Annotated in this window: 21 protein-coding genes and 2 pseudogenes; 8 read left to right on the top strand and 15 right to left on the bottom strand. The window is 72.1% G+C overall.

Going from position 1 to position 19,638, the window contains the following annotated elements; all coding sequences use genetic code 11:
* Positions 1-142: 142 nt before the first annotated feature.
* The 6 genes from N8I86_RS12390 to N8I86_RS12365 form a co-directional block, all read right to left on the bottom strand.
* On the bottom strand, positions 143-796 hold the full coding sequence (locus N8I86_RS12390) for a LuxR C-terminal-related transcriptional regulator (RefSeq protein WP_073893257.1): 654 nt from the start codon (positions 794-796) through the stop codon (positions 143-145).
* Positions 781-2,055 carry a sensor histidine kinase gene (locus tag N8I86_RS12385; RefSeq protein ID WP_073893256.1) on the bottom strand — a complete coding sequence of 425 codons (1,275 nt, stop codon included), beginning with the start codon at positions 2,053-2,055 and terminating at the stop codon, positions 781-783. Before N8I86_RS12385 ends, N8I86_RS12390 begins: the two co-directional genes overlap by 16 nt.
* Before the next feature lie 31 nt (positions 2,056-2,086).
* On the bottom strand, positions 2,087-3,139 hold the full coding sequence (locus N8I86_RS12380) for an NAD-dependent epimerase/dehydratase family protein (RefSeq protein WP_263277771.1): 1,053 nt from the start codon (positions 3,137-3,139) through the stop codon (positions 2,087-2,089).
* 62 nt (positions 3,140-3,201) lie between these two features.
* The gene (locus N8I86_RS12375) at positions 3,202-3,777 is read right to left on the bottom strand and encodes a winged helix-turn-helix domain-containing protein (RefSeq protein WP_263277770.1); all 576 of its coding nucleotides are present in this window, start codon (positions 3,775-3,777) and stop codon (positions 3,202-3,204) included.
* A gap of 502 nt (positions 3,778-4,279) precedes the next feature.
* Positions 4,280-5,311 (bottom strand): glutamine synthetase, encoded by a 1,032-nt coding sequence (gene glnII / locus N8I86_RS12370; protein WP_123438105.1) that lies wholly within the window; start codon positions 5,309-5,311, stop codon positions 4,280-4,282.
* Between the two features lie 189 nt (positions 5,312-5,500).
* Positions 5,501-5,965 (bottom strand): MarR family transcriptional regulator, encoded by a 465-nt coding sequence (locus tag N8I86_RS12365; protein WP_073893249.1) that lies wholly within the window; start codon positions 5,963-5,965, stop codon positions 5,501-5,503.
* Between the two features lie 67 nt (positions 5,966-6,032).
* Between N8I86_RS12365 and N8I86_RS12360 the strand changes: the two genes are divergently transcribed.
* Positions 6,033-6,911 (top strand): alpha/beta fold hydrolase, encoded by an 879-nt coding sequence (locus tag N8I86_RS12360; RefSeq protein ID WP_073893247.1) that lies wholly within the window; start codon positions 6,033-6,035, stop codon positions 6,909-6,911.
* Between the two features lie 3 nt (positions 6,912-6,914).
* Here the strand turns inward: N8I86_RS12360 and N8I86_RS12355 are convergent, their stop codons facing one another.
* Both N8I86_RS12355 and N8I86_RS12350 read right to left on the bottom strand, forming a co-directional pair.
* Complete coding sequence (locus tag N8I86_RS12355; RefSeq protein ID WP_263277769.1) at positions 6,915-7,628, bottom strand: septal ring lytic transglycosylase RlpA family protein; 714 nt, start codon at positions 7,626-7,628, stop codon at positions 6,915-6,917.
* Positions 7,629-7,748: 120 nt separating this feature from the next.
* Positions 7,749-8,117, bottom strand: a complete 369-nt coding sequence (locus N8I86_RS12350; protein WP_073893242.1) for an arsenate reductase family protein — start codon at positions 8,115-8,117, stop codon at positions 7,749-7,751.
* Between the two features lie 165 nt (positions 8,118-8,282).
* Between N8I86_RS12350 and N8I86_RS12345 the strand changes: the two genes are divergently transcribed.
* On the top strand, positions 8,283-8,597 hold the full coding sequence (locus N8I86_RS12345; protein WP_073894107.1) for a hypothetical protein: 315 nt from the start codon (positions 8,283-8,285) through the stop codon (positions 8,595-8,597).
* A 269-nt stretch (positions 8,598-8,866) separates the two neighbouring features.
* Positions 8,867-9,142, top strand: a pseudogene (locus N8I86_RS12340) (DUF2252 family protein); the annotation flags it as partial.
* On the opposite strand, the gene N8I86_RS12335 reads toward N8I86_RS12340, so the two are convergent.
* On the bottom strand, positions 9,137-9,895 hold the full coding sequence (locus N8I86_RS12335) for an alpha/beta hydrolase (protein WP_263277768.1): 759 nt from the start codon (positions 9,893-9,895) through the stop codon (positions 9,137-9,139). The pseudogene N8I86_RS12340 and the gene N8I86_RS12335 sit on opposite strands and share 6 nt — an antisense overlap.
* 151 nt (positions 9,896-10,046) lie before the next feature.
* On the opposite strand from N8I86_RS12335, the gene N8I86_RS12330 reads away from it, so the two are divergent.
* Entirely contained in the window at positions 10,047-10,322 is a 276-nt protein-coding gene (locus tag N8I86_RS12330) for a hypothetical protein (RefSeq protein WP_073893239.1), read from the top strand.
* Between the two features lie 16 nt (positions 10,323-10,338).
* Here N8I86_RS12330 and pspAB read toward each other — a convergent pair whose 3' ends face one another.
* The 5 genes and pseudogenes from pspAB to glnA form a co-directional block, all read right to left on the bottom strand.
* Complete coding sequence (pspAB, locus tag N8I86_RS12325) at positions 10,339-10,923, bottom strand: PspA-associated protein PspAB (protein ID WP_073893238.1); 585 nt, start codon at positions 10,921-10,923, stop codon at positions 10,339-10,341.
* A 45-nt stretch (positions 10,924-10,968) separates the two neighbouring features.
* Positions 10,969-11,889: a zinc metalloprotease HtpX gene (gene htpX, locus N8I86_RS12320; protein ID WP_073893236.1), complete on the bottom strand. Its 921-nt coding sequence runs from the start codon at positions 11,887-11,889 to the stop codon at positions 10,969-10,971.
* 133 nt (positions 11,890-12,022) lie between these two features.
* Entirely contained in the window at positions 12,023-12,277 is a 255-nt protein-coding gene (locus N8I86_RS12315; protein WP_073893235.1) for an SCO2583/SCO2584 N-terminal domain-containing protein, read from the bottom strand.
* A 127-nt stretch (positions 12,278-12,404) separates the two neighbouring features.
* A pseudogene (locus N8I86_RS12310) lies at positions 12,405-12,500 on the bottom strand (isochorismatase family protein); the annotation flags it as partial.
* 269 nt (positions 12,501-12,769) lie between these two features.
* On the bottom strand, positions 12,770-14,179 hold the full coding sequence (glnA, locus tag N8I86_RS12305) for a type I glutamate--ammonia ligase (RefSeq protein WP_073893229.1): 1,410 nt from the start codon (positions 14,177-14,179) through the stop codon (positions 12,770-12,772).
* Between the two features lie 210 nt (positions 14,180-14,389).
* Between glnA and N8I86_RS12300 the strand changes: the two genes are divergently transcribed.
* Positions 14,390-14,857, top strand: a complete 468-nt coding sequence (locus tag N8I86_RS12300) for an RDD family protein (RefSeq protein ID WP_073893226.1) — start codon at positions 14,390-14,392, stop codon at positions 14,855-14,857.
* Positions 14,858-14,989: 132 nt separating this feature from the next.
* Here the strand turns inward: N8I86_RS12300 and N8I86_RS12295 are convergent, their stop codons facing one another.
* Positions 14,990-16,636: an FAD-dependent oxidoreductase gene (locus tag N8I86_RS12295; protein ID WP_123438112.1), complete on the bottom strand. Its 1,647-nt coding sequence runs from the start codon at positions 16,634-16,636 to the stop codon at positions 14,990-14,992.
* A 195-nt stretch (positions 16,637-16,831) separates the two neighbouring features.
* On the opposite strand from N8I86_RS12295, the gene N8I86_RS12290 reads away from it, so the two are divergent.
* The 3 genes from N8I86_RS12290 to N8I86_RS12280 are packed head-to-tail and all read left to right on the top strand — an operon-like array spanning position 16,832 to position 19,633.
* Positions 16,832-17,917 carry a SchA/CurD-like domain-containing protein gene (locus N8I86_RS12290; RefSeq protein WP_073893218.1) on the top strand — a complete coding sequence of 362 codons (1,086 nt, stop codon included), beginning with the start codon at positions 16,832-16,834 and terminating at the stop codon, positions 17,915-17,917.
* A gap of 58 nt (positions 17,918-17,975) precedes the next feature.
* Complete coding sequence (locus N8I86_RS12285; protein WP_079192475.1) at positions 17,976-18,377, top strand: cupin domain-containing protein; 402 nt, start codon at positions 17,976-17,978, stop codon at positions 18,375-18,377.
* Positions 18,374-19,633 carry a beta-ketoacyl-[acyl-carrier-protein] synthase family protein gene (locus tag N8I86_RS12280; RefSeq protein WP_073893212.1) on the top strand — a complete coding sequence of 420 codons (1,260 nt, stop codon included), beginning with the start codon at positions 18,374-18,376 and terminating at the stop codon, positions 19,631-19,633. The genes N8I86_RS12285 and N8I86_RS12280 overlap by 4 nt, the downstream gene beginning before the upstream one ends.
* Positions 19,634-19,638: the final 5 nt, after the last annotated feature.

The raw sequence follows: 19,638 nt of genomic DNA, 5'->3' as shown, positions 1-19,638 counted from the left end.
ATCGAGGCGCCCGACAGGAGTGAAGCGGCGCTCTTCCATACGGACGCCGCCTCGGAGGTGTTCACCGGTCTCACGAATTCCTCACGAGTCCCTCGCGTCCCGGCCCCTCAAATGCCCTCTGAACAGCGGAAGTTCGCAAACCTCAGCGATCGCCGTCGAGATGGGCGAGCACGGCCAGTACGCGCCGGTTGTCATCGTCCGACACCTCGAGGCCCAGTTTGGTGAAGATGTTGGAGGTGTGTTTGGCGATGGCCCGTTCCGTCACCACCAGCTGGGCCGCGATCCCCGCGTTCGAGCGTCCCTGCGCCATCAGCTCCAGCACCTCGCGCTCGCGCGGGGTGAGCCGGCCGAGCGGCCGGTCCTCGGCGGACCGCCGGGACAGCAGCTGCTGGATCACCTGAGGGTCCATCGCCGTGCCGCCCGCCGCCACCCGCCGTACGGAGTCCACGAACTGGTCCGCGTCGAACACCCGGTCCTTCAGCAGATAGCCGATCCCGCCGTTGCCGTCCGCGAGCAGCTCGCGCGCGTACAGCTGTTCCACGTGCTGGGAGAGGACCAGTACCGGCAGGCCGGGCCGTGCCCTGCGGGCGGCCAGCGCGCACTGCAGCCCCTCGTCGGTGTGCGTGGGCGGCAGCCGGACGTCGACCACGGCGACGTCCGGGGCCGACTCGGCGAGCGCGCGGGTCAGTTCGGGGCCGGTCTCGACGGCGGCCGCGATCTCGAAGCCGTAGGCCTCCAGCATCCGTACCAGTCCGTCGCGCAGCAGGAAGAGGTCTTCGGCTAGGACAACGCGCACGGGATCTCCATGGTCACCATGGTGGGGCCGCCCGCGGGGCTGCTGACGGCCAGGACGCCGTCGAATGTACCGAGCCGCCGCTCGACCCCGGCGAGCCCGGAGCCGGCCCCGACCGCCGCGCCGCCCTTGCCGTCGTCGGTCACCGTGATCCGCAGCATGCCGTCCGTGTGGTGCAGGTCGGCCCATATCCGGTCGGCGCCGGAGTGCTTGACGGCGTTGGTGAGCACCTCGCTCACCGCGAAGTAGGCGGCCGACTCCACCGGTGCGTCCGCCCGGCCGGGCAGCTCCACGGCCACCTCGGTGGGCAGCGGCAGCCGCAGCGCCAGCGCCCGTACGGCGTCGCCCAGTCCGCGCTCCGCGAGCACCGGGGGATGGATGCCGCGTACCAGGTCGCGCAGCTCCTCCAGGGCCTCGGCGGAGTTGCGCCGTGCCTGGGCCAGCAGCTGCTTCGCCCGGGCCGGGTCCCGTTCGACCAGCATCTCGATGGTGCCGAGGTCCATGCCCATGGCGACGAGCCGGGCCTGGGCGCCGTCGTGCAGGTCCCGTTCGATGCGGCGCAGCTCGGCGGCGGAGGTGTCGACGGCGTCGCGCCGCGTCTCGGTCAGCACCCGCACCCGCTCGACGAGTTCCCCCTGGTCGCCGCCGAGGACGGCCCGGGTGAGCCGGAAGTGGGCGGTCAGCAGGCGGGGGGCCAGGTGGTAGGCGGCGAAGAGGAGCACGGCGGCGGTGGCGGCCGCGCCGAGCGCGGTCGGCTGGTCGGAGACCGGCACGAAGCCGTACCAGTAGGGGTGGCCGTCGGCGGAGACCACCCGCCACAGTCCGGCGGCCACCGCGAAGCCCTCGAACGGGTAGAAGAGCAGCACGGCCGGGAGCAGCGCGGTGACGAAACCGGCCGTCATGTCGGCGAGCAGCCAGCGCATGTCCCGCCAGGTCGCGGGGTCGCCCAGCATCAGGACCGTGCGGGTCCAGGGGTTGGCGCCCTCCGGCAGCGGCCGGTAGGACGAGCGGATCGGTATCCCGCACCACTCGGCCGCGAGCCGCCGCCGGGTGTCCGCGAACTCCCGTACGCCGCCCAGGACCGCCGGGGTCGTGACGATGCCCAGGCCCAGCGGGATCAGCGCGACGGACACCAGGGTCAGGGTGAAGCAGAGTACGGCGACGGGCAGCATCGCCAGTGCCAGCACGAGCCCCCGTACGGCGGCGAGCACGACCTCGCGGACGTGGGCGCGGACGCCGTCGCTCTTCGTGTCGGTGTTCATGCGGCCAGTCTGGCCGACCCCCGCACCGGGTTCACTGGCCCGAGGCCCCCTCCTCGGGGGTGGTGGCAGGTACACCCCCGGGGCCGGCGAGCACCGCGGCCTCCACCTCGGGGTCCAGTCCCACCGGCGGACGGTCCGGCCGCAGCGGCGCGACGCCGCCGATCCTCGTGAGCCACCGCCAGGTGTCCGCGACGGTCTCCTCGGCCGGCCGGCACTCCAGTCCCGTGGCCAGGGCCCGGGAGACGTCCGCACGGTGGACGGGGGAGTACAGCTCGGCGCCCGGCGGCACCCACACCGGCAGCCCCGTCCAGGGCTCGATCCCGGCGTCCGCGATCACCTCCGGGTCGGTCCAGCGCAGTTCGGCGTCCGCGCCGGTCACCCGGACGCAGGCGTCGAGCAGTTCCCCCATGGTGGTGTGGCCGGGCGGACCGGCCAGGTCGTACGGTCCGCTCAGCCGCTGCCCGGCCGCCGCGAGGATCCAGTCGGCGAGGTCCCGCGCGTCGATGAACGACACCGCCAGTTCCCGAGGTCCGGGCGCCAGGACCGGGCCGCCGCGGGCGATCCGGGTCAGCCACCAGGGCAGCCGGCCGATGTTCTCGTGCGGGCCGAGGATCAGCCCGGCCCGCACGAGGAGCGAGTCCCGCTCGCCGAAGGTCCCGGCGGCGGCCAGTTCGCCGCCGCGCTTGTCCCGCGGGTAGTCCGTCGCTTCCGCGTCGGCGGCGGCTCCCTCGACCGGTTCCCCGGCACCGGCGGGGCCGTCCACGGAGGGCCAGGGCCAGGTGTAGACGGACCGGCTGGAGACGTACACGTACCGTCCGGCACGGCCGTGCAGCAGCCGGGCCGCCTCCAGCACGGCCCGCGGCGCGGCCGACCAGGTGTCGACCACCACGTCCCAGGTGCCGGTGTCGGCGGCGAGCGCGGCGAGGCCGTCGGGAGCGGTGCGGTCGCCGTGCAGCGACCGCACCCCGGCCGGCGGGCGGTGCCGTCCCCGGTGGAGGACGGTCACCTCCCAGCCGCGTGCGCACGCGGCTTCCACGACGGCCCGCCCCACGAACTCCGTACCGCCCAGCACGAGAAGTCTCATGCCGGTGATGGTGCCCGGTCCGGGCGCGGTACGGACCGCGGGTCTGCCGAGGGCAGAGCGGGTCAGCCGCCGGTCGGCGGGGTGTACTTGTAGCCGACGCGGCGCACCGTCTGGATGGTCTGCCGGTGCTGGGCGCCCAGCTTGCGGCGCAGCCGGGCGACGTGCACGTCGACGGTGCGGCCGTCGCCGACGTGGCCGTAGCCCCACACGGTGGTGACCAGCTGGTCGCGGGTGTGCACCCGGTGCGGGTGCGCCACCAGGTGCGCGAGCAGCTCGAACTCCAGGTAGGTGAGGTCGAGTTCATGGCCGTCGAGGGAGGCGATGCGCTGCACGGGGTCGATCCGCAGCAGCGGGTCGCCGTCCTCGGTGGCGGCCGTCCGCGGCTCGTCCGGGACCGCTACCGGGAGGAACGGCGGCTGCTGGTCGGCCGGGACCAGCACCAGGTAGCCGACCATCGGGGGACGGCCGGGCAGGGTGGGCAGGGTGTGCTGCGGCGCGGGCAGCCAGGTGGCGCCCGGCGGCAGGAAGTCCGCGACCTCCACCACCTCGTCCCGGTCGACGGCGCGCAGCCGGTGCCGGGGGCCGTCGGGGGCGGGGGCGGTCAGGGTGGCGGAGGAGAGGGAACGAGTGGTCGCCATGAGAGGTCAGCTCTTTCGCGCGAGGAGTTCGTCGGGAAGTGCGGCGGCCGCGATTCGTGGTCGGGCGCGCCGGGGACGTACGTCGTTCCGCGCTGGCCGAAGGCCGGGGTGTACGGCTTTAGAGGGCCCGCGCGTTCGTCGCGCGGCAACACACCCGGTCGAAGTCGTGGTGCTGACGGGAGGGCCAGAAGGGCTGGAGGTCATGGCGACCCGTCGCGGTGGTCTTCCGGAAGCTGGCCATGCGCCCATTGAAGCAGAAGGGGACGCCGGGCAGGAGAGTCCTCTCACTGCTTGGACGCTTCCTTGGTGTGAAGTTGACGCTTCGTGGGCTCCCGGGCTGCCCGGAAGGCGCTGGTCAGCGGATTCTTCCTCGTTCACGGGTCCGAAACGCCGTCTCGGCATACGGACATGGGGTCCGCTCGCCCCCCCCCGGCCGGGCCCCGGAAAGGCGGCAGGGGCGCCCGCCGTCATGGCGGACGCCCCTGCCGGGAAGCGGGACGGATCAGACCTGGCCGGCCTTCTCCAGCGCGGCGCAGCAGGTGTCCACCAGCAGGCGGGTCACCACGTACGGGTCGACGTTGGCGTTCGGACGGCGGTCCTCGATGTAGCCCTTGCCGTCCTTCTCGACCTGCCACGGGATGCGGACCGAGGCGCCGCGGTCGGAGACGCCGTAGGTGTACTTGTCCCACGGGGCGGTCTCGTGCAGGCCCGTCAGACGCTCGTCGATGCCGGCGCCGTAGTTCTTGACGTGGTCCAGCGGCTTGGAGCCCTCACCGAGCGACTCGCACGCGGTGATGATGGCGTCGTAGCCCTCGCGCATGGCCTTGGTGGAGAAGTTGGTGTGCGCGCCCGCGCCGTTCCAGTCGCCCTTCACCGGCTTCGGGTCCAGCGTGGCGGAGACACCGAAGTCCTCGGCGGTGCGGTACAGCAGCCAGCGGGCCACCCACAGCTGGTCGGAGACCTCCAGCGGGGCGAGCGGGCCGACCTGGAACTCCCACTGGCCGGGCATGACCTCGGCGTTGATGCCGGAGATGCCGAGGCCCGCCTTCAGGCAGTTGTCGAGGTGCGCCTCGACCACGTCCCGGCCGAAGATCTCGTCGGCGCCGACACCGCAGTAGTAGCCGCCCTGGGGGGCCGGGAAGCCGTTCTCGGGGAAGCCGAGCGGACGGGTGCCGTCGAAGAAGGTGTACTCCTGCTCGATGCCGAAGATCGGCTCCTGGGCGGCGAACCGCCCGGCGACCTCCGCCAGCGCGGCACGCGTGTTGGACCGGTGCGGGGTCATGTCGATGTCGAGGACCTCGCACAGCACCAGGATGTCGTCGCCGCCGCGGATCGGGTCCGGGCAGGTGAAGACCGGCTTGAGCACGCGGTCCGAGGCGTGCCCCTCGGCCTGGTTGGTGGAGGAGCCGTCGAAGCCCCAGATCGGCAGCGTGTCGAGACCGGCGGCGGTACCCGTGATGATCTTCGTCTTGGAACGGAGCTTGGCCGTCGGCGCGGTGCCGTCGATCCAGATGTACTCAGCCTTGAAGGTCACGGGGCCACATCCTTCGTGGGTGGTTCGGGCGCGGTTGCGGGTGCTGCGGCACCGGTGCGCCGCTCGATCTGCCGGGCAGCCTGTCAACAGGCCGTTTCCCGGCCATTGCCCGTATGTGAACCCCGTGTTACCTGGGCCTTTTGTGGCGCGGCTCACCTTGTGGGGCGCAGAGGAGCCGGGGTATGGGGCTCATCCGCGCGTGGCGGCGGCCTCCCGCACACCCTCCAGGAAGCCCCGGATCGCGGCCCGCTGGTGGTCGTCGTAACCGCGCAGCAGCTCCACCGAACGCTCGATCAGCGGCCCGAAGAACGCCCGGCCGATGGCCACGGCGCGCTCCTCCACCTCCACGACGACCCGCCGCCGGTCCTCGGCGGAGCGCACCCGGCGTACGTGCCCCGCCCCTTCGAGCCGGTCGAGGAGCGCGGTCGTGCCCGCCGAGTTGAGCCCCAGGGCGGCCCCGAGCCGCCCGGCGCTCATCTCCTCGCCCGCCCGCCGGGCGTCCATGAGCGCGATCAGGGCCCGTACGTCCGTGGGGTGCATGCCATTGCTGTCCGCGAACCGGGCGCTGTGCAGGCCGAGTTCGACCGTCACCGCGCGCAGGAGGTGCACGGTCTCCAGCTCGGGTGCCGCTGCGGGGCGGTGGGGGGTCGGCATGGGAGTCCTCCGGGCGTACCATCTCGCTCAACAAGTATCTTGCTGGGCGAGATAATAGGGGGTGGCCGTGCCCGTCGGCAGGTCGAGGACGTACACGTACGACGACGAGGCGTTCCGGATCGCGTACGAGAAGGTGCTGGCGAAGTGGCCGGCCGACCGGGAGGCGCTGACCGTGGCCACGCCCTTCGGCGCCACCCGGGTCAACGCCTGCGGCCCGCGCGACGCGCCCCCGCTGCTCCTGCTGCCCGGCGGCGGCTCCGCGACCTCCGCGTCCTGGTACGCCCAGGCCGCCGACCTGGCCCGCGTCCGGCGTGTCCACGCCCCGGACCTGATCGGCGCCCCGGGCCTCGGCGCCCCGGCCGGCGACCGTCACCCCCGTACGGTCGCCGACCTGGCCGGCTGGGTGGACGCCCTGCTGGACGGCCTCGGCGCCGAAGCGGCCGACGTGGGCGGGCACTCCTACGGCGCCTGGATCGCCCTGCACCACGCGCTGCGTTCCCCCGCCCGGGTGCGCCGCCTGTTCCTCCTGGACCCGACCGGGTGCTTCGCCGGGTACAAGGCGGCGTACCTGCTCCACGCCCTGCCGATGCTGCTGCGGCCCTCGCCGCGCCGCGTCCGCGCCTTCCTGCGGTGGGAGACCGGGGGAACGGCCCTGGATCCGGACTGGCTCCACCTCCAGGAGGCGGCCGCCGGCTTCCCCTCAGCCCGGCCGGTGACCGGGCCGCGCCCCGCGCCGGACGCGCTGCGGGCGCTACGGGTGCCGGTCCTGCTGCTCGTGGCCGCGAACAGCAGGACCCATGACTCCACCCAGGTGACGGACCGGGCCGCCGCGCTGCTCCCGCACGTCGAGACCGCCGTGCTGCCGGAGGTCTCGCACCACGCGCTGCCGGGGGCAGCGCCGGACGCCCTGACCCGTCACCTCATCGGTTTCCTGTCCGGTCCCTGAGCCTCACCCCACCTTCTCGATCACCGCACGGCGGATGAGGAACTTGCCGGGCTCGCGGACCTGCTCGAAGGCGGAGTTGTTGAGCAGGACGCAACTGCCCGAGACGGAGGTCACCTTCACCGTCGTGGACTTGTTGTTGTCCAGGTTGGTGACCTTCAGCGTCGTGCCCGCCGGGAACTGGTTGCTGGACGCGGCCGGTGCGCCGCCCTCGCCGGAGAGCGTGACGGTCGAGCCCTTGCACACCTGCTGCCCGGCGGCAGCGGCGCCGCCGCCCGCGGCACCGGGCTGCGACGGCTGCGCCTGCTGGCCGCCACCGGCCTGCTGGCCTTGACCCTGCTGACCCTGCTGACCCTGCTGACCGGCGTTGCCGTTCTGCGCCCCCTGGGAGTCCTGAGCCGACTCCCCAACGGTGCATCCGGCAGCCTTCTGCTGGACCTCGATCTGCTTGATGACCGCCTCGCGGTTGGCGATCCGGGCCGCCGACTGCGCGTCCGGGTTCGCCTTCTGGTCCGCGATGAACCTGTCGTTGTTGCCGTGGGCCGTCGCCAGCCCCTGGCAGACGGTCGAGTCCCCGGCCGACAGCGTCTTGGCCTGCTGCGGGCTCTGCGCGGCGTTCGAGGTGGAGGCCAGCGCGAACGCCCCGCCGCCCGCCACCGCCGCGGCGCTGACGAGCAGCGCGATCTTCTTCTTCGTGCCGAGAGTTCTCCTGCGCGACATGCGCGCCTCCTGAAAGAGGTAGGGGAGCGTACGCCGCTATGTACGAGATCCCGAACGGGGATGCTCACCCGACCGCAGGAGTAAACGAAGTAACCTGTGTCACAGAGCAGTTGTGCGGCCTCAGCCCTTGTCGCGGGACAGGGCCTCCCGTACGGCCTCCTCGCTGCGCGCCACCAGGGCCGTTCCGTCGTCGGCGGTGATGATCGGGCGCTGGATGAGTTTCGGGTGCCCGGAGAGCGCGGCGATCCACCGGTCGCGCGAACCGGCGTCCCGCGGCCACTCCTTGAGCCCCAGCTCCTTGGCGGCGGCCTCCTCGGTACGGGTGATGTCCCACGGCTCCAGGCCCAGGCGTTCGAGCACGGCCCTGATCTCGTCCTCGCTCGGCACGTCCTCCAGGTACCGGCGGACGGTGTACTCCGCCCCCTCGGCGTCGAGCAGGCCGATGGCGCTGCGGCACTTGGAGCAGGCCGGGTTGATCCAGATTTCCATGCGCCACACAGTACGCGAGAACCCGTCCGGCGCCCCTGTCACGGCAGCCCCGAAAGCCCTTGTGGCCAGGGCCTTTTGTCAGTGGGGGGTCGTAGAATGGAAGCAGTGTTCGAGGATGTCGCCGGACTCGCCCGGCGGTGCCCTGACCGCGACAGGAGGATGCCCGTGCCCGCTGCCGCCCTGAAGCCGAAGCCGTTGCCGACCCAGTCCACCGCCCAGCACCCCGTGCTGTTCGACTCGCCCTACGAGCCCGTCATCAAGCGACCGCTGCCGGCCGGGCGGCCGCGCGAGTGGTACGTCGCGCACAACCGGCGCCTGAAGGCCATGCGCCTGGCGATAGCCCTGCTCGACTCCGGTGTCCACATGCCGGGCCGGGTCCGCAACGAGACCATCCGCAGCACGGCGGAGGAGATCGGCATGCGCCCGCCCTCCGACACGACCTGCCACATGGTCCGCGCGTTCATGCGCTACAGCCGCTGATCCGGACGCCGGGTGTCCCGCCGCGCACCACCGGGGCACCCGGTCTCCTGCCTCCGGCCGGCGAGCCCGCAGCGGTTCCCTCCGGCCCCACCGGGTGCTCGCGCCACGGGTGACACCGTCCGCGGCTCCCGGCCCGGCCCGTCTCCCGCCACGGCCGGGCGCGAGCGCCGTTCACCCGTTCGCCGTACTCCGCATGCGGGTGACCGGGGGGCGGCCTTCACTGCGAGCAGGTGGTGACGCGAGCAGCGGAGCAGTGCCGCGCCTTCTAGCGGCGACTGCGGGAGACGAAGCGCTCCGCCGACGTCGCCGGCATGGGCCCGGCCGCGCTCTCCGGCTACGCCCGCCTGTGCGGCACCGCCCTGGCCCGCGCCCACGCCCGCTCCGGCGACCGTATCGCCATCGCGGCCTACCTCGGCGGCGCCGACACCTTCGACCGGGCCGTCGCCGACTTCGCCCTGTCCTACGCCGACCAGACCGCCGGCGACCACAGCGCCCTCGCCGCGGCCATCGCGGCGGGCCTGGTGCGGGCGGCGCCCGGACTATGAGGCCGACCAGGCGCGCGGCGGGGCCGCCGGCTCGCCCGTGTCCGACTCCCTCAGCAGCGCGGCCACGAACTCCCGCCGGTCCTCGGCGTGGTCGTGCAGCCACGACCCCAACCGGTGTCCGGCCGCCGGGAGTTCCAGCCGGGTGTACTCGGCGCGGGCCGACAGCGCCTCCTGTACGGCCCGCGTCACGGCGGGCGGGATGACCTCGTCGGTGCCCGGCACGGCCAGCACCGCCCGGCCCGCGTACGCGGCGAAGGCGTCGAGGGCGGGGGAGTCCCGCCAGCCGTCCGGTGTGCGGATGATCGTGCTGAACGGGCCCTCGCCGTCGCCGAAGGGCACCTCCCAGGCCTCCGCGGCGTAGACGGCGGGTGCGCACAGGCCCACGGCCGCCACCCGCTCCCCGTACCGCCGTACCAGGTCGGCGACCGTCTGGCCGCTCATGCTGAACCCGACCAGCACCAGCGGATCGCCCTGGGGGGCGTGCGCGTCGAGCACTGCCGCCGCCTGCGCGAACCTCCGGCGCAGGCTCAGCTCCGCGAGCGCGCCGCTGCTCTCGCCGTGCCCCGAGAAGTCGAACGCCAGGGCACGGCAGCCCTGCGCGGCGAAATCGGCGAGCAGCGGGAGCAGCCGTTCCTTGCTTCCGTTGCCCGCGCCGTGCAGGAGGAGCACGGTGGCGCGGCCCCGCGGACCGCCGGTGGCCACGCTGAGGCTTTCGCCGTCGTACTCGTGGGTGAAGAGGTGGAGTTGAGCCATGGGAGCCATTCACTCATGGGGCGGCCGTGCCCGGAAAACGGGATGCGGTCGCGGAGGCGGGCTCCCTACCCTGAACAAACGGCGCGAAGCCGACACACCCCCCCCGCACCCCCTCGGCAGTACGCCACCACTCACTCCACGGAGGTCCGACATGCGTGGCATCGTCGCGTCCGGGACCGTCGTCCTGGTGATCCTCGGCATCGGCGACCATCTCTGGTGGCTCGCCGCCGTCGCCCTGCTCTATCTGTACGCGACGCACGGGCGCGGTTCGCCCGGCACACCGGCCCCGCCCGCCGGAGCGGGCGCCGTCCCCGACAGCTACCGGACCTACCGCGAGCGCCGGGACCGGCAGGCCAGGTGGGAGCGCCGTTACCGGCGCGAGCGCCCCCTGCGCACCCGGCGGCAGGAACGGCGAAAGAGCGGCTGAGCAGGGGAGTCCCCGGTCACAGGCCGGGGGCGCCCCACACCGGGAACCAGCGGCTCAGGTCCTGCTCGATCCGCAGATCGTCCCCGAGCGCCGCCTTCACCCGCAGCTCCAGCGCGTTGTCCCGCCGCTGCGCGGTACCGGCCAGCGGGGCGAACGGGTAGAAGGTGCCGCGCTTGTAGAGGTAGACGAGCGCCAGCCGGCGCCCGGCGTCGTCCGTGAACCCGGCGAGGGAGCACAGCAGCTGCGGGCCGAAGCCGTTGACCTCCATCGAACTGTTCACCGCGTGCAGGTCGTTGACCAGCTGGGGCAGCTGGTCGGGGGCCCGCCGGGACACCAGCCAGGAGTAGCCGTAGTCGTCCTGCCGCAGCTCCACCGGCGGGCCGCTGCGGTCGGCGTCCGCGTCGAGCAGCGCCTGGACCTCCCGGTGGGTCTGCTCGAAGGCCGCGCCCTCCACCGTGGCGAAGCACACCGCCCCGTGCCCGGTGGGCGTGAACCCGGCCGCCGCCTGGAGGGTGACGGCCGCCGAGGGCAGCGCGAACAACTGGTCGAGATCCGGTGCGACCGGTTTCGTACGCCCCAGCAGGATGTCCAGCAGCCCCAACGCTCAGCCCGCCTTCCGCAGTGCCGTGTCCGTGCGTGACGTCCCTCAGCCCGCCGTCCCGGGGGTCGCGGCCTCGCCCAGCTCCGTGGAGATCCGGCCCAGTTGGTCGAGCCGCTGCTGCAGGGTCGGGTGGGTGGAGAAGAACCGCTCGATGCCGGGCTCCCTGCCCGTGGCCGGGGTGAAGTAGAACGCGTTGAACGCCTGGGCCGTGCGCAGGTCCTTGGTCGGGATCCGGGCGATCTCCCCGGTGACCTTGGTGAGCGCCGACGCCAGCGCCGAGGGGCGGCCGGTCAGGTGCGCGGCCGCCCGGTCGGCCGCCAGTTCCCGGTACCGGGACAGCGCGCGGATCAGCAGGAAGCTGAGCGCGTACACCGCCGCCGAGACACCGATCACGACGGCGAAGACGGCGGCCGTGTTCTGGTCCCTGCGGCCCCCGCCGAGCACCTGGGAGTAGAAGGCGAACCGCACGATCAGTCCCGCGATCACGCCGAGGAAGGACGCCACCGTGATCACGGCGACGTCCTTGTGCGCCACGTGCGACAGCTCGTGCGCGAGCACACCCTCCAGCTCGGCCGGCTCCAGCCGCCGCAGCAGGCCGGTGGTCACGCAGACCACCGCGTGGTCGGGGTTGCGCCCGGTCGCGAAGGCGTTCGGCATGTCCATCGCGGACACGGCGACCACCGGCTTCGGCATGTCCGCGATCGCGCACAGCCGGTCGACGACCGCGTGCAGCTCGGGGTACTCCTCGCGCTCCACCACCCGCCCGCGCATCGCGAACATGGCGATCCGGTCGGAGAACCAGAACTGCGCCACGAACATCGCCCCGATCAGGACGACGACCACCAGCCAGGACTTCAGCAGCACGATCAGCGCGGCGACGAACCCCACGTACAGCAGTCCGAGCAGGAACAGTGTCACGCCCATGCGCACGGTCAGTCGCCGGTCGCTCCGGAAGCGGCTCCGCATCTTGCATCACCCCGCAGTCACGCACTCGTCCCGCACTCCAGTGTGCACCTGCCGATTCCCATGAGGAGGTCGCGAACGGTCCTAGGAGCAGCAAAGACCGGTGGGGGCGCCCAGGTGGCGGGCGGGAACCCGCCTAGAAGGCGGCGCGCAGCTGCGCCCAGCCGATCACGATCATCACCACGGCCACGCAGCCGATCACCATGGCCGTCGACGCCCAGGACGTCCGGCGCGGGGCCGGGCCGGGGTCTGCGCGGAACGGCGCCGGGTCGGGCGGGGTCTCCTTCCAGCGCGCGGCGAGCATCCGGGCCCGGGCGGAGGGCTCCTTGTGCTCGGCCGAATTCGCCCAGGTGTGATCGAACTCGCGCTCCCAGTCGTCCAATTCCGCCATCCCCGTTTCCTTTTCCCTCGTCCTGCAGAGTCCGGAGGGATGATCCCCCGACAGTAGGAATGCTGGGAAGCGGGAAAGGTTGCACACCGGCCGGCGGACGGCGGGCCGGCGGCCCTCGCGGTCCTAGGGCGCAGGCGTCGGCGACCACGATGGGCCGGTTGCCGCGCAGGAAGGCACCCTGGGCGGTGAAGGCGACGCACATGTGGGTCATGAAGCCGGCGATCCCCCTCTTCATCCGCGACGGCGAACTGCGCCGGCACATCACGCGGCACGTCACCGCACCGCTCACCGCCGCCGACCTGGCCCGCCACGCCCATGGGAGCGAGCGCCGGCCGACCCGGCTGTTCGAGGCGGAACCAGGTTGACGGCGTCCGGTGGACCGGCGGGCCCGTACCGGAAAAGCCGTCGGCCGGCTCTCCTGAAGGCGGAGAGCCGGCCGACGGCGCAGAGACGGCCCAGGGGAGCGGTTACCCGCTTTGACCTGGGGCGATGTCACACGTCGAAGTAGAGCTCGAACTCGTGCGGGTGCGGGCGCAGCTGCAGCGGGGCGATCTCGTTGGTGCGCTTGAAGTCGATCCACGTCTCGATCAGGTCGGACGTGAAGACGTCGCCCTGGAGGAGGAACTCGTGGTCGGCCTCGAGCGAGTCGAGGACGGCGTTCAGCGAGGTCGGGACCTGGGCGACGTTCGCGTGCTCCTCGGGAGCCAGCTCGTACAGGTCCTTGTCGATCGGCTCGGCCGGCTCGATCTTGTTCTTGATGCCGTCCAGACCCGCGAGCAGCAGGGCAGAGAAGGCCAGGTACGGGTTGCCGGAGGAGTCCGGGGCGCGGAACTCGACGCGCTTGGCCTTCGGGTTCGAGCCGGTGATCGGGATACGCATCGCGGCGGAGCGGTTGCGCTGCGAGTACACCAGGTTGATCGGCGCCTCGAAGCCCGGCACCAGGCGGTGGTAGGAGTTCACCGTCGGGTTGGTGAAGGCGAGCAGCGACGGGGCGTGCTTGAGGACGCCGCCGATGTAGTAGCGGGCGGTGTCCGACAGGCCCGCGTAACCGGCCTCGTCGTAGAACAGCGGGTCGCCGTTGCTCCACAGCGACTGGTGCACGTGCATGCCCGAGCCGTTGTCACCGAAGATCGGCTTCGGCATGAAGGTCGCGGTCTTGCCGTTGCGCCAGGCCACGTTCTTCACGATGTACTTGAAGAGCTGGAGGTCGTCCGCGGCGGCGAGCAGCGTGTTGAACTTGTAGTTGATCTCCGCCTGGCCGGCGGTGCCCACCTCGTGGTGCTGGCGCTCGACCTTCAGGCCCTGCTTGTCCAGCTCCAGGGAGATCTCGGCGCGCAGGTCGGCGAAGTGGTCGACCGGCGGGACCGGGAAGTAGCCGCCCTTGTAGCGGACCTTGTACCCGCGGTTGTCCTCCAGGGCGCCGGTGTTCCAGGCACCCGCCTCGGAGTCGATGTGGTAGAAGGACTCGTTCGCCGAGGTGGCGAAACGGACGCTGTCGAAGACGTAGAACTCGGCCTCGGGACCGAAGTACGCGGTGTCGGCGATGCCCGTCGACGCCAGGTACGCCTCCGCCTTCTTCGCCACGTTGCGCGGGTCACGGGAGTACTGCTCACCCGTGATCGGGTCGTGGATGAAGAAGTTGATGTTGAGCGTCTTGTCCCGGCGGAACGGGTCGATGCGCGCGGTGGACAGGTCGGGGCGCAGGGCCATGTCCGACTCGTGGATGGCCTGGAAACCGCGGATCGACGACCCGTCGAAGGCCTGCTCGTCGTCGGGGTCGAACGCCTCCGCGGGCAACGTGAAGTGCTGCATGACGCCCGGCAGGTCGCAGAAACGGACGTCGACGAACTTGACGTCCTCGTCCGCGATGAACTTCTTGGCCTCGTCGGCGTTCTGGAACATCCAGCTCCTCCTACTCCCGACCGTCGACGCCGGGGTGGTAGATCGTTCGTGCGGCCAGTGCGGTGGCACACGCTGGTCTCGACCCTAGGGACGGGTGATTTCTCGGGCGTGACCCGTTTGTTTCGCAGAAGTTAACCGGCCACGTGTCCACCGTAGCCCCGACACACCCCTGCGCGTAGTGCCCGAAACCGGGCACAGTACCGTGGTCGGGTGGACAACAGGCAGGCAATCGGATCGTGGCTCTCCGGCCCCCGCGCGGCCATGGAGGACGCCGGGGCCGACTTCGGCTACCGGGGCGAGCAGCTCGGGCTCCCGGAGGAAGGACCGAACTCGCTCGCCCGGCCCGGACGGCGGCTCGGCGCGATCGCCGTGGACTGGGCGCTGTGCGTCCTGATCGCATACGGCCTGATCACGCATGGCAACGGCCCCGCTACCAGCAACTGGGCGCTCGGCGTTTTCTTCGTGCTGAGCGTGCTCACCGTCGGCACCGTCGGCTTCACCCCGGGCAAGCGTCTCTTCGGCATCCGGGTGGTGGCGCTGGAGACCGGCACGGTCAGCCCGCTGCGCTCCCTGCTGCGCACGGTCCTGCTCTGCCTGGCGATCCCCGCCCTCGTCTGGGACCGCGACGGCCGCGGCCTGCACGACCGTCTCGCGAAGACGGTCGAGGTGCGTATCTGACGTCCCCGCGTCACCCGCGTCACCCGCGTCACCCGCGTCCTCCCGTCGGGCCCGCCGCGGCCGCCCCGGAACAGCGAGAAGGCCACCCGCACCGGCCGGTGCGGGTGGCCTTCCGTCCTGTCGCACCCCGGCTCAGCCCGTGCGCAGCACCGCCGCCAGGACCTGCCTGAGCTCCGCCTCCGGGTCCGCCGCCGCCGCGGAGGCGCGCCAGGCGACGAAGCCGTCCGGGCGGACCAGCACCGCCCCGTCGGGCACCGTGCCGTGGACCGCGCTCCAGTCGTCGCCGTCCGTGTCGTACGCCAGGTCGGCGTCCGCGCCCGCCCCGACGCGGTACGCGTCCAGCCGTACACCGTCCGTGCCGGCGACGCGGCGGGCGGCGGCGTGCCAGGCGGCGCCCGCGGCCGAGCCGGCGTCGCTGAGCAGCACCAGTGACCGCTCGTAGAGGTCCAGGGTGGAGAGCCGTTCGCCCGATCGGCGCAGCCACATGTGCGGCGCCCGGGTGCCGGGCTCCCCGGTCAGGCGCATCCCGTCGGGTACGACCGGCTGCGCGGGGTCGGCGCCCACGACGGCACCCTCCGGGTAGCGGTAGCCGAGGACGACGTTGAGGATGCCGCCGCGCTTGCCGCCACCGATGCCGGGGGCGGGGGCGAATCCGGGGTGGCTGTGCTCCACCGACCGGGCCGAGGCGCGGGCGCTGGTGGCCAGGGCGACGGGCCGGCGCTCGGTGTCGTACGTGCCGAGCAGCCCCGGTCCGGCCCAGCCGTCGAGGACGGCGGCCAGCTTCCAGGCCAGGTTGTGGGCGTCCTGGATGCCGGTGTTGGAACCGAAGGCACCGGTCGGGGACATCTCGTGCGCGGAGTCGCCCGCCAGGAACACCCGGTCGGCCGCATACCGTTCGGCGACGCGCTCCGCGGCGCGCCAGGACGCCTTGCCGGTGATCTCCACGTCGAGGTCGGGGACACCGACGGCTCGGCGGATGTGCCGGCGCAGCCGCTCCTCGGTGAACTCGTCGAGCGTCTCGCCGTTTTCGGGGTGCCAGGGGGCGTGGAAGACCCAGTGCTCCTTGTTGTCGACGGGCAGCAGCGCGCCGTCGGCCTCGGGGTCGGTGAGGTAGCAGCAGATGAAGCGCCGGTCGCCCACGACGTCGGCGAGCAGCTTGGACCGGAAGGTGACGCTGACGTTGGCGAAGAGGTCGCCGGGGCCGGTCTGCCCGATGCCGAGCCGGCCCCGGACCGGGCTGCGCGGGCCGTCGGCCGCGACCAGGTAGTCCGCGCGGACCGTGTAGAGGTCGTCGCTGTCGCGGTCGCGGACGTACGCCGTCACTCCTTCGGGGTCCTGGGCGAAGGACTCCAGCTCGTGGAAGTAGCGCAGGTCGCCGCCGAGTGCGCGGGCCCCCTTCAGCAGCACCGGTTCGAGGTCGTTCTGGCTGCACAGGCACCACCCCGTGGGGCTGAACCGGGCCAGCCCGCCGCCGGGGTCGATCTCCTTGAACAGCCACTCCCCGGCGTCACCGGCGAGGGTCGGCGTCTGGAGGATGCCGTGGTTGTCGGCGAGGAGCGAGGCCGCCGTCTTGATGTCGGCTTCGACGCCGGCACCCCGGAACAGCTCCATCGTCCGCACGTTGTTGCCGCGTCCGCGCGGGTGGATCGAGGTTCCCGAGTGCCGCTCGACGAGCATGTGCCGTACGCCGAGACGGCCCAGGAACAGGGACAGGGACAGGCCCACCAGAGAGCCGCCCACGACGAGGACGGGAACCTGGTGATCGGCTTTCTGCTGCATCAAGGACTCCTGAGGCAGTGGTGGGGGGTGAGGGGGTGTCGGAATCTCCATGCCCCCTGGGAGGGGTTACGCGTGCTCAATCACCCGCGTGGTTCACGTGAGTCGCGCACTCCGGGGGAGCGGCACAGGATCAAAAAGCGCTGACGTCGTGTCATCGGCGGCGGCCACCTCTGCCCCTGCGAAGGAGATGTCCACATGACCACCACGCCGGAGAAGATTTCCGAAGAGCTGACGCGCCAGGTGTCGAAGAGGGTTTCCCAGTCCGTGTTCGACGGCTCCCGCCTCCGGGTGGTCCTGCTGGTGGACGTGTACGACGGCGCCCAGCAGCAGTTCCTGGAGGCCTACGAGGAGATGGGCAAGCAGGTCTCGTCCGTACCCGGACACGTCAGCGACCAGCTGTGCCAGTCGATCGAGAACCCCTCCCAGTGGCTCATCACCAGCGAGTGGGAGAGCGCCCCGCCGTTCCTCGCCTGGGTGAACAGCGAGGAGCACGTCCAGATGGTGCAGCCGATGCACAGCTGCATCCGCGACACCCGGTCGCTGCGCTTCCACGTGGTCCGCGAGACGGGCGGCGAGCAGTCGAGCGCCCAGGCCGCGCAGCGCAGGCTCCAGAGCTCCCCGCGGATCGGCGACGGGGTGATCCGGCACGCGCTCACCTTCACCGTCCGCCCGGGCAGCGAGAAGAAGGTCGCGGAGATCCTGGCGAACTACGCCTCGCCCGAGGCGCGGGTCGACGACACCACCCGCCTGTGCCGCACCTCCCTCTTCATGCACGGCAACCGGGTGATCCGGGCCATCGAGGTCCGCGGCGACCTGCTCGCGGCGCTGCGCCACGTCGCCCGGCAGCCCGAGGTCCGCGCGGTCGAGGAGGCCATCAACCCGTACCTGGAGCAGGAGCGGGACCTCAACGACCAGGAGTCCGCACGGGTGTTCTTCACCCGGGCGGCGCTGCCCGCCGTGCACCACGTCACCGCGGACGAGCTCCCCGAGGGCGAGCGGTACGCGCTGTACTACCCGGCCCGGCCGGGCTGCGGGATGGAACTCGCGGAGATCCTCGCCCGCCAGGACGAGTCCGCGGCCGAGGACCCGGCGGGCCCGGTGCTGGGCAGCACGATCTTCCAGCGGGACGACGTCGTCGTGCGGCTGGTCGACGTACGGCCCGGTCTGGGCGTCGACGCCGCCCTGCCGAAGGCCGGCGCCCAGGCCCCGCTCAAGGCCCTGCTGGACGGCGACACCGTCCGCATGGAGCTCATCACCGACCGCCGCTCGCCGGACGCCTGACCCGGCAGGCACAGCACACCAACGGAGGAACGTCGTGATCAAACCCCTTCCGAAGATCGTGGACCTCAGCGAGGTCGAGCCCAACACCCGGCGCGGCGGCGATCTGCGTGCCATGCTCACCCCGGCCACGGTGGGTTCCACCAGCGGCTTCATGGGTGTGGCCCTCATCAAGCCGGGCGATCGCATCGCCGAGCACTACCACCCGTACTCCGAGGAGTTCGTGTACGTCGTCTGCGGCCAGATGGAGGTCGACCTGGACGGCGAGCCGCATCTGCTCCGGCCGGAGCAGGGCCTGATGATCCCCATCAACATGCGCCACCGCTTCCGCAACGTCGGCAAGGTGGAGGCGCGGATGGTCTTCCACCTGGGGCCGCTCGCCCCGCGGCCGGCCCTGGGCCACGTCGACACGGAGGAGACGGAGCCCGTCCCCGTCGCCGAGCGGGAACAGGTCCGCTCATGACCCGGCGCGTGGCGGTCACCGGCATAGGCATCGTGGCTCCGGGCGGGATCGGCGTGCCGGCGTTCTGGAATCTGCTGGCCGACGGCCGTACCGCGACGCGGGGCATCACGTTCTTCGACCCGTCCGGGCTGCGGTCCCGGATCGCCGCCGAGTGCGACTTCGACCCGGTCGGGCACGGCCTGGACGCCGACCAGATCGAGCGGGCGGACCGGTACATACAGTTCGCCCTGGTCGCGGGCGAGGAGGCGGTGCTGGACTCGGGGCTCGACCTCGGCCGGGAGAACCCCTGGCGGGTCGCGGTCTCCCTGGGCACCGCCGTCGGCGGCACCACCCGGCTGGAGAACGACTACGTCCTGGTCAGCCACCGCGGTGAGCGCTGGGACGTCGACCACACCGAGGCGCGGCCCCAGCTGCACCGGGCGTTCTCGCCGAGCACCGTGGCCTCCGCGGTGGCGGAACGTTTCGGCGCCCAGGGTCCCGTGCAGACCGTGTCCACCGGCTGCACCTCCGGCCTGGACGCCGTCGGCTACGCCTTCCACACCGTCCAGGAAGGCCGGGCCGACATATGCATCGCGGGGGCGTCGGACTCCCCGATCTCGCCGATCACCATGGCGTGCTTCGACGCGATCAAGGCCACGTCCCCGAACAACGACGACCCCGCGCACGCCTCCCGGCCCTTCGACAACGACCGTGACGGGTTCGTCATGGGCGAGGGCGGCGCGGTGCTCGTCCTGGAGGAGCTGGAGCACGCCCGGGCCCGCGGTGCCCATGTGTACTGCGAGCTGGGCGGCTACTCCACCTTCGGCAACGCCTACCACATGACGGGCCTGACCAAGGAGGGCCTGGAGATGGCGCGGGCCATCGAGACCGCCCTCGACCAGGCGCGGCTCGACCCGACGGCGATCGACTACGTCAACGCCCACGGATCCGGCACCCGTCAGAACGACCGCCACGAGACGGCGGCCGTGAAGAAGGCGCTCGGCCACCACGCCTACGACACCCCGATGAGCTCCATCAAGTCCATGGTGGGGCACTCCCTCGGGGCGATCGGCGCCATCGAACTGGTCGCGTGCGTGCTGGCCCTCGCCAAGCAGGTCGTACCGCCGACCGCGAACTACGAGATCCCCGACCCCGAGTGCGACCTGGACTACGTCCCGCGCGTCGCCCGCGAACGGAAGCTGAGCAGCGTGCTGTCCGTGGGCAGCGGATTCGGCGGCTTCCAGTCCGCGGTGATCCTGACCCGGCCCAGGGAGTGAGGACA

It is taken from the genome of Streptomyces albidicamelliae (assembly GCF_025642175.1).
Classification (GTDB): domain Bacteria; phylum Actinomycetota; class Actinomycetes; order Streptomycetales; family Streptomycetaceae; genus Streptomyces; species Streptomyces albidocamelliae.
The sequence above is the reverse complement of the archived record's forward strand: the minus strand, read 5'-3'. Positions and strand labels throughout refer to the sequence as shown.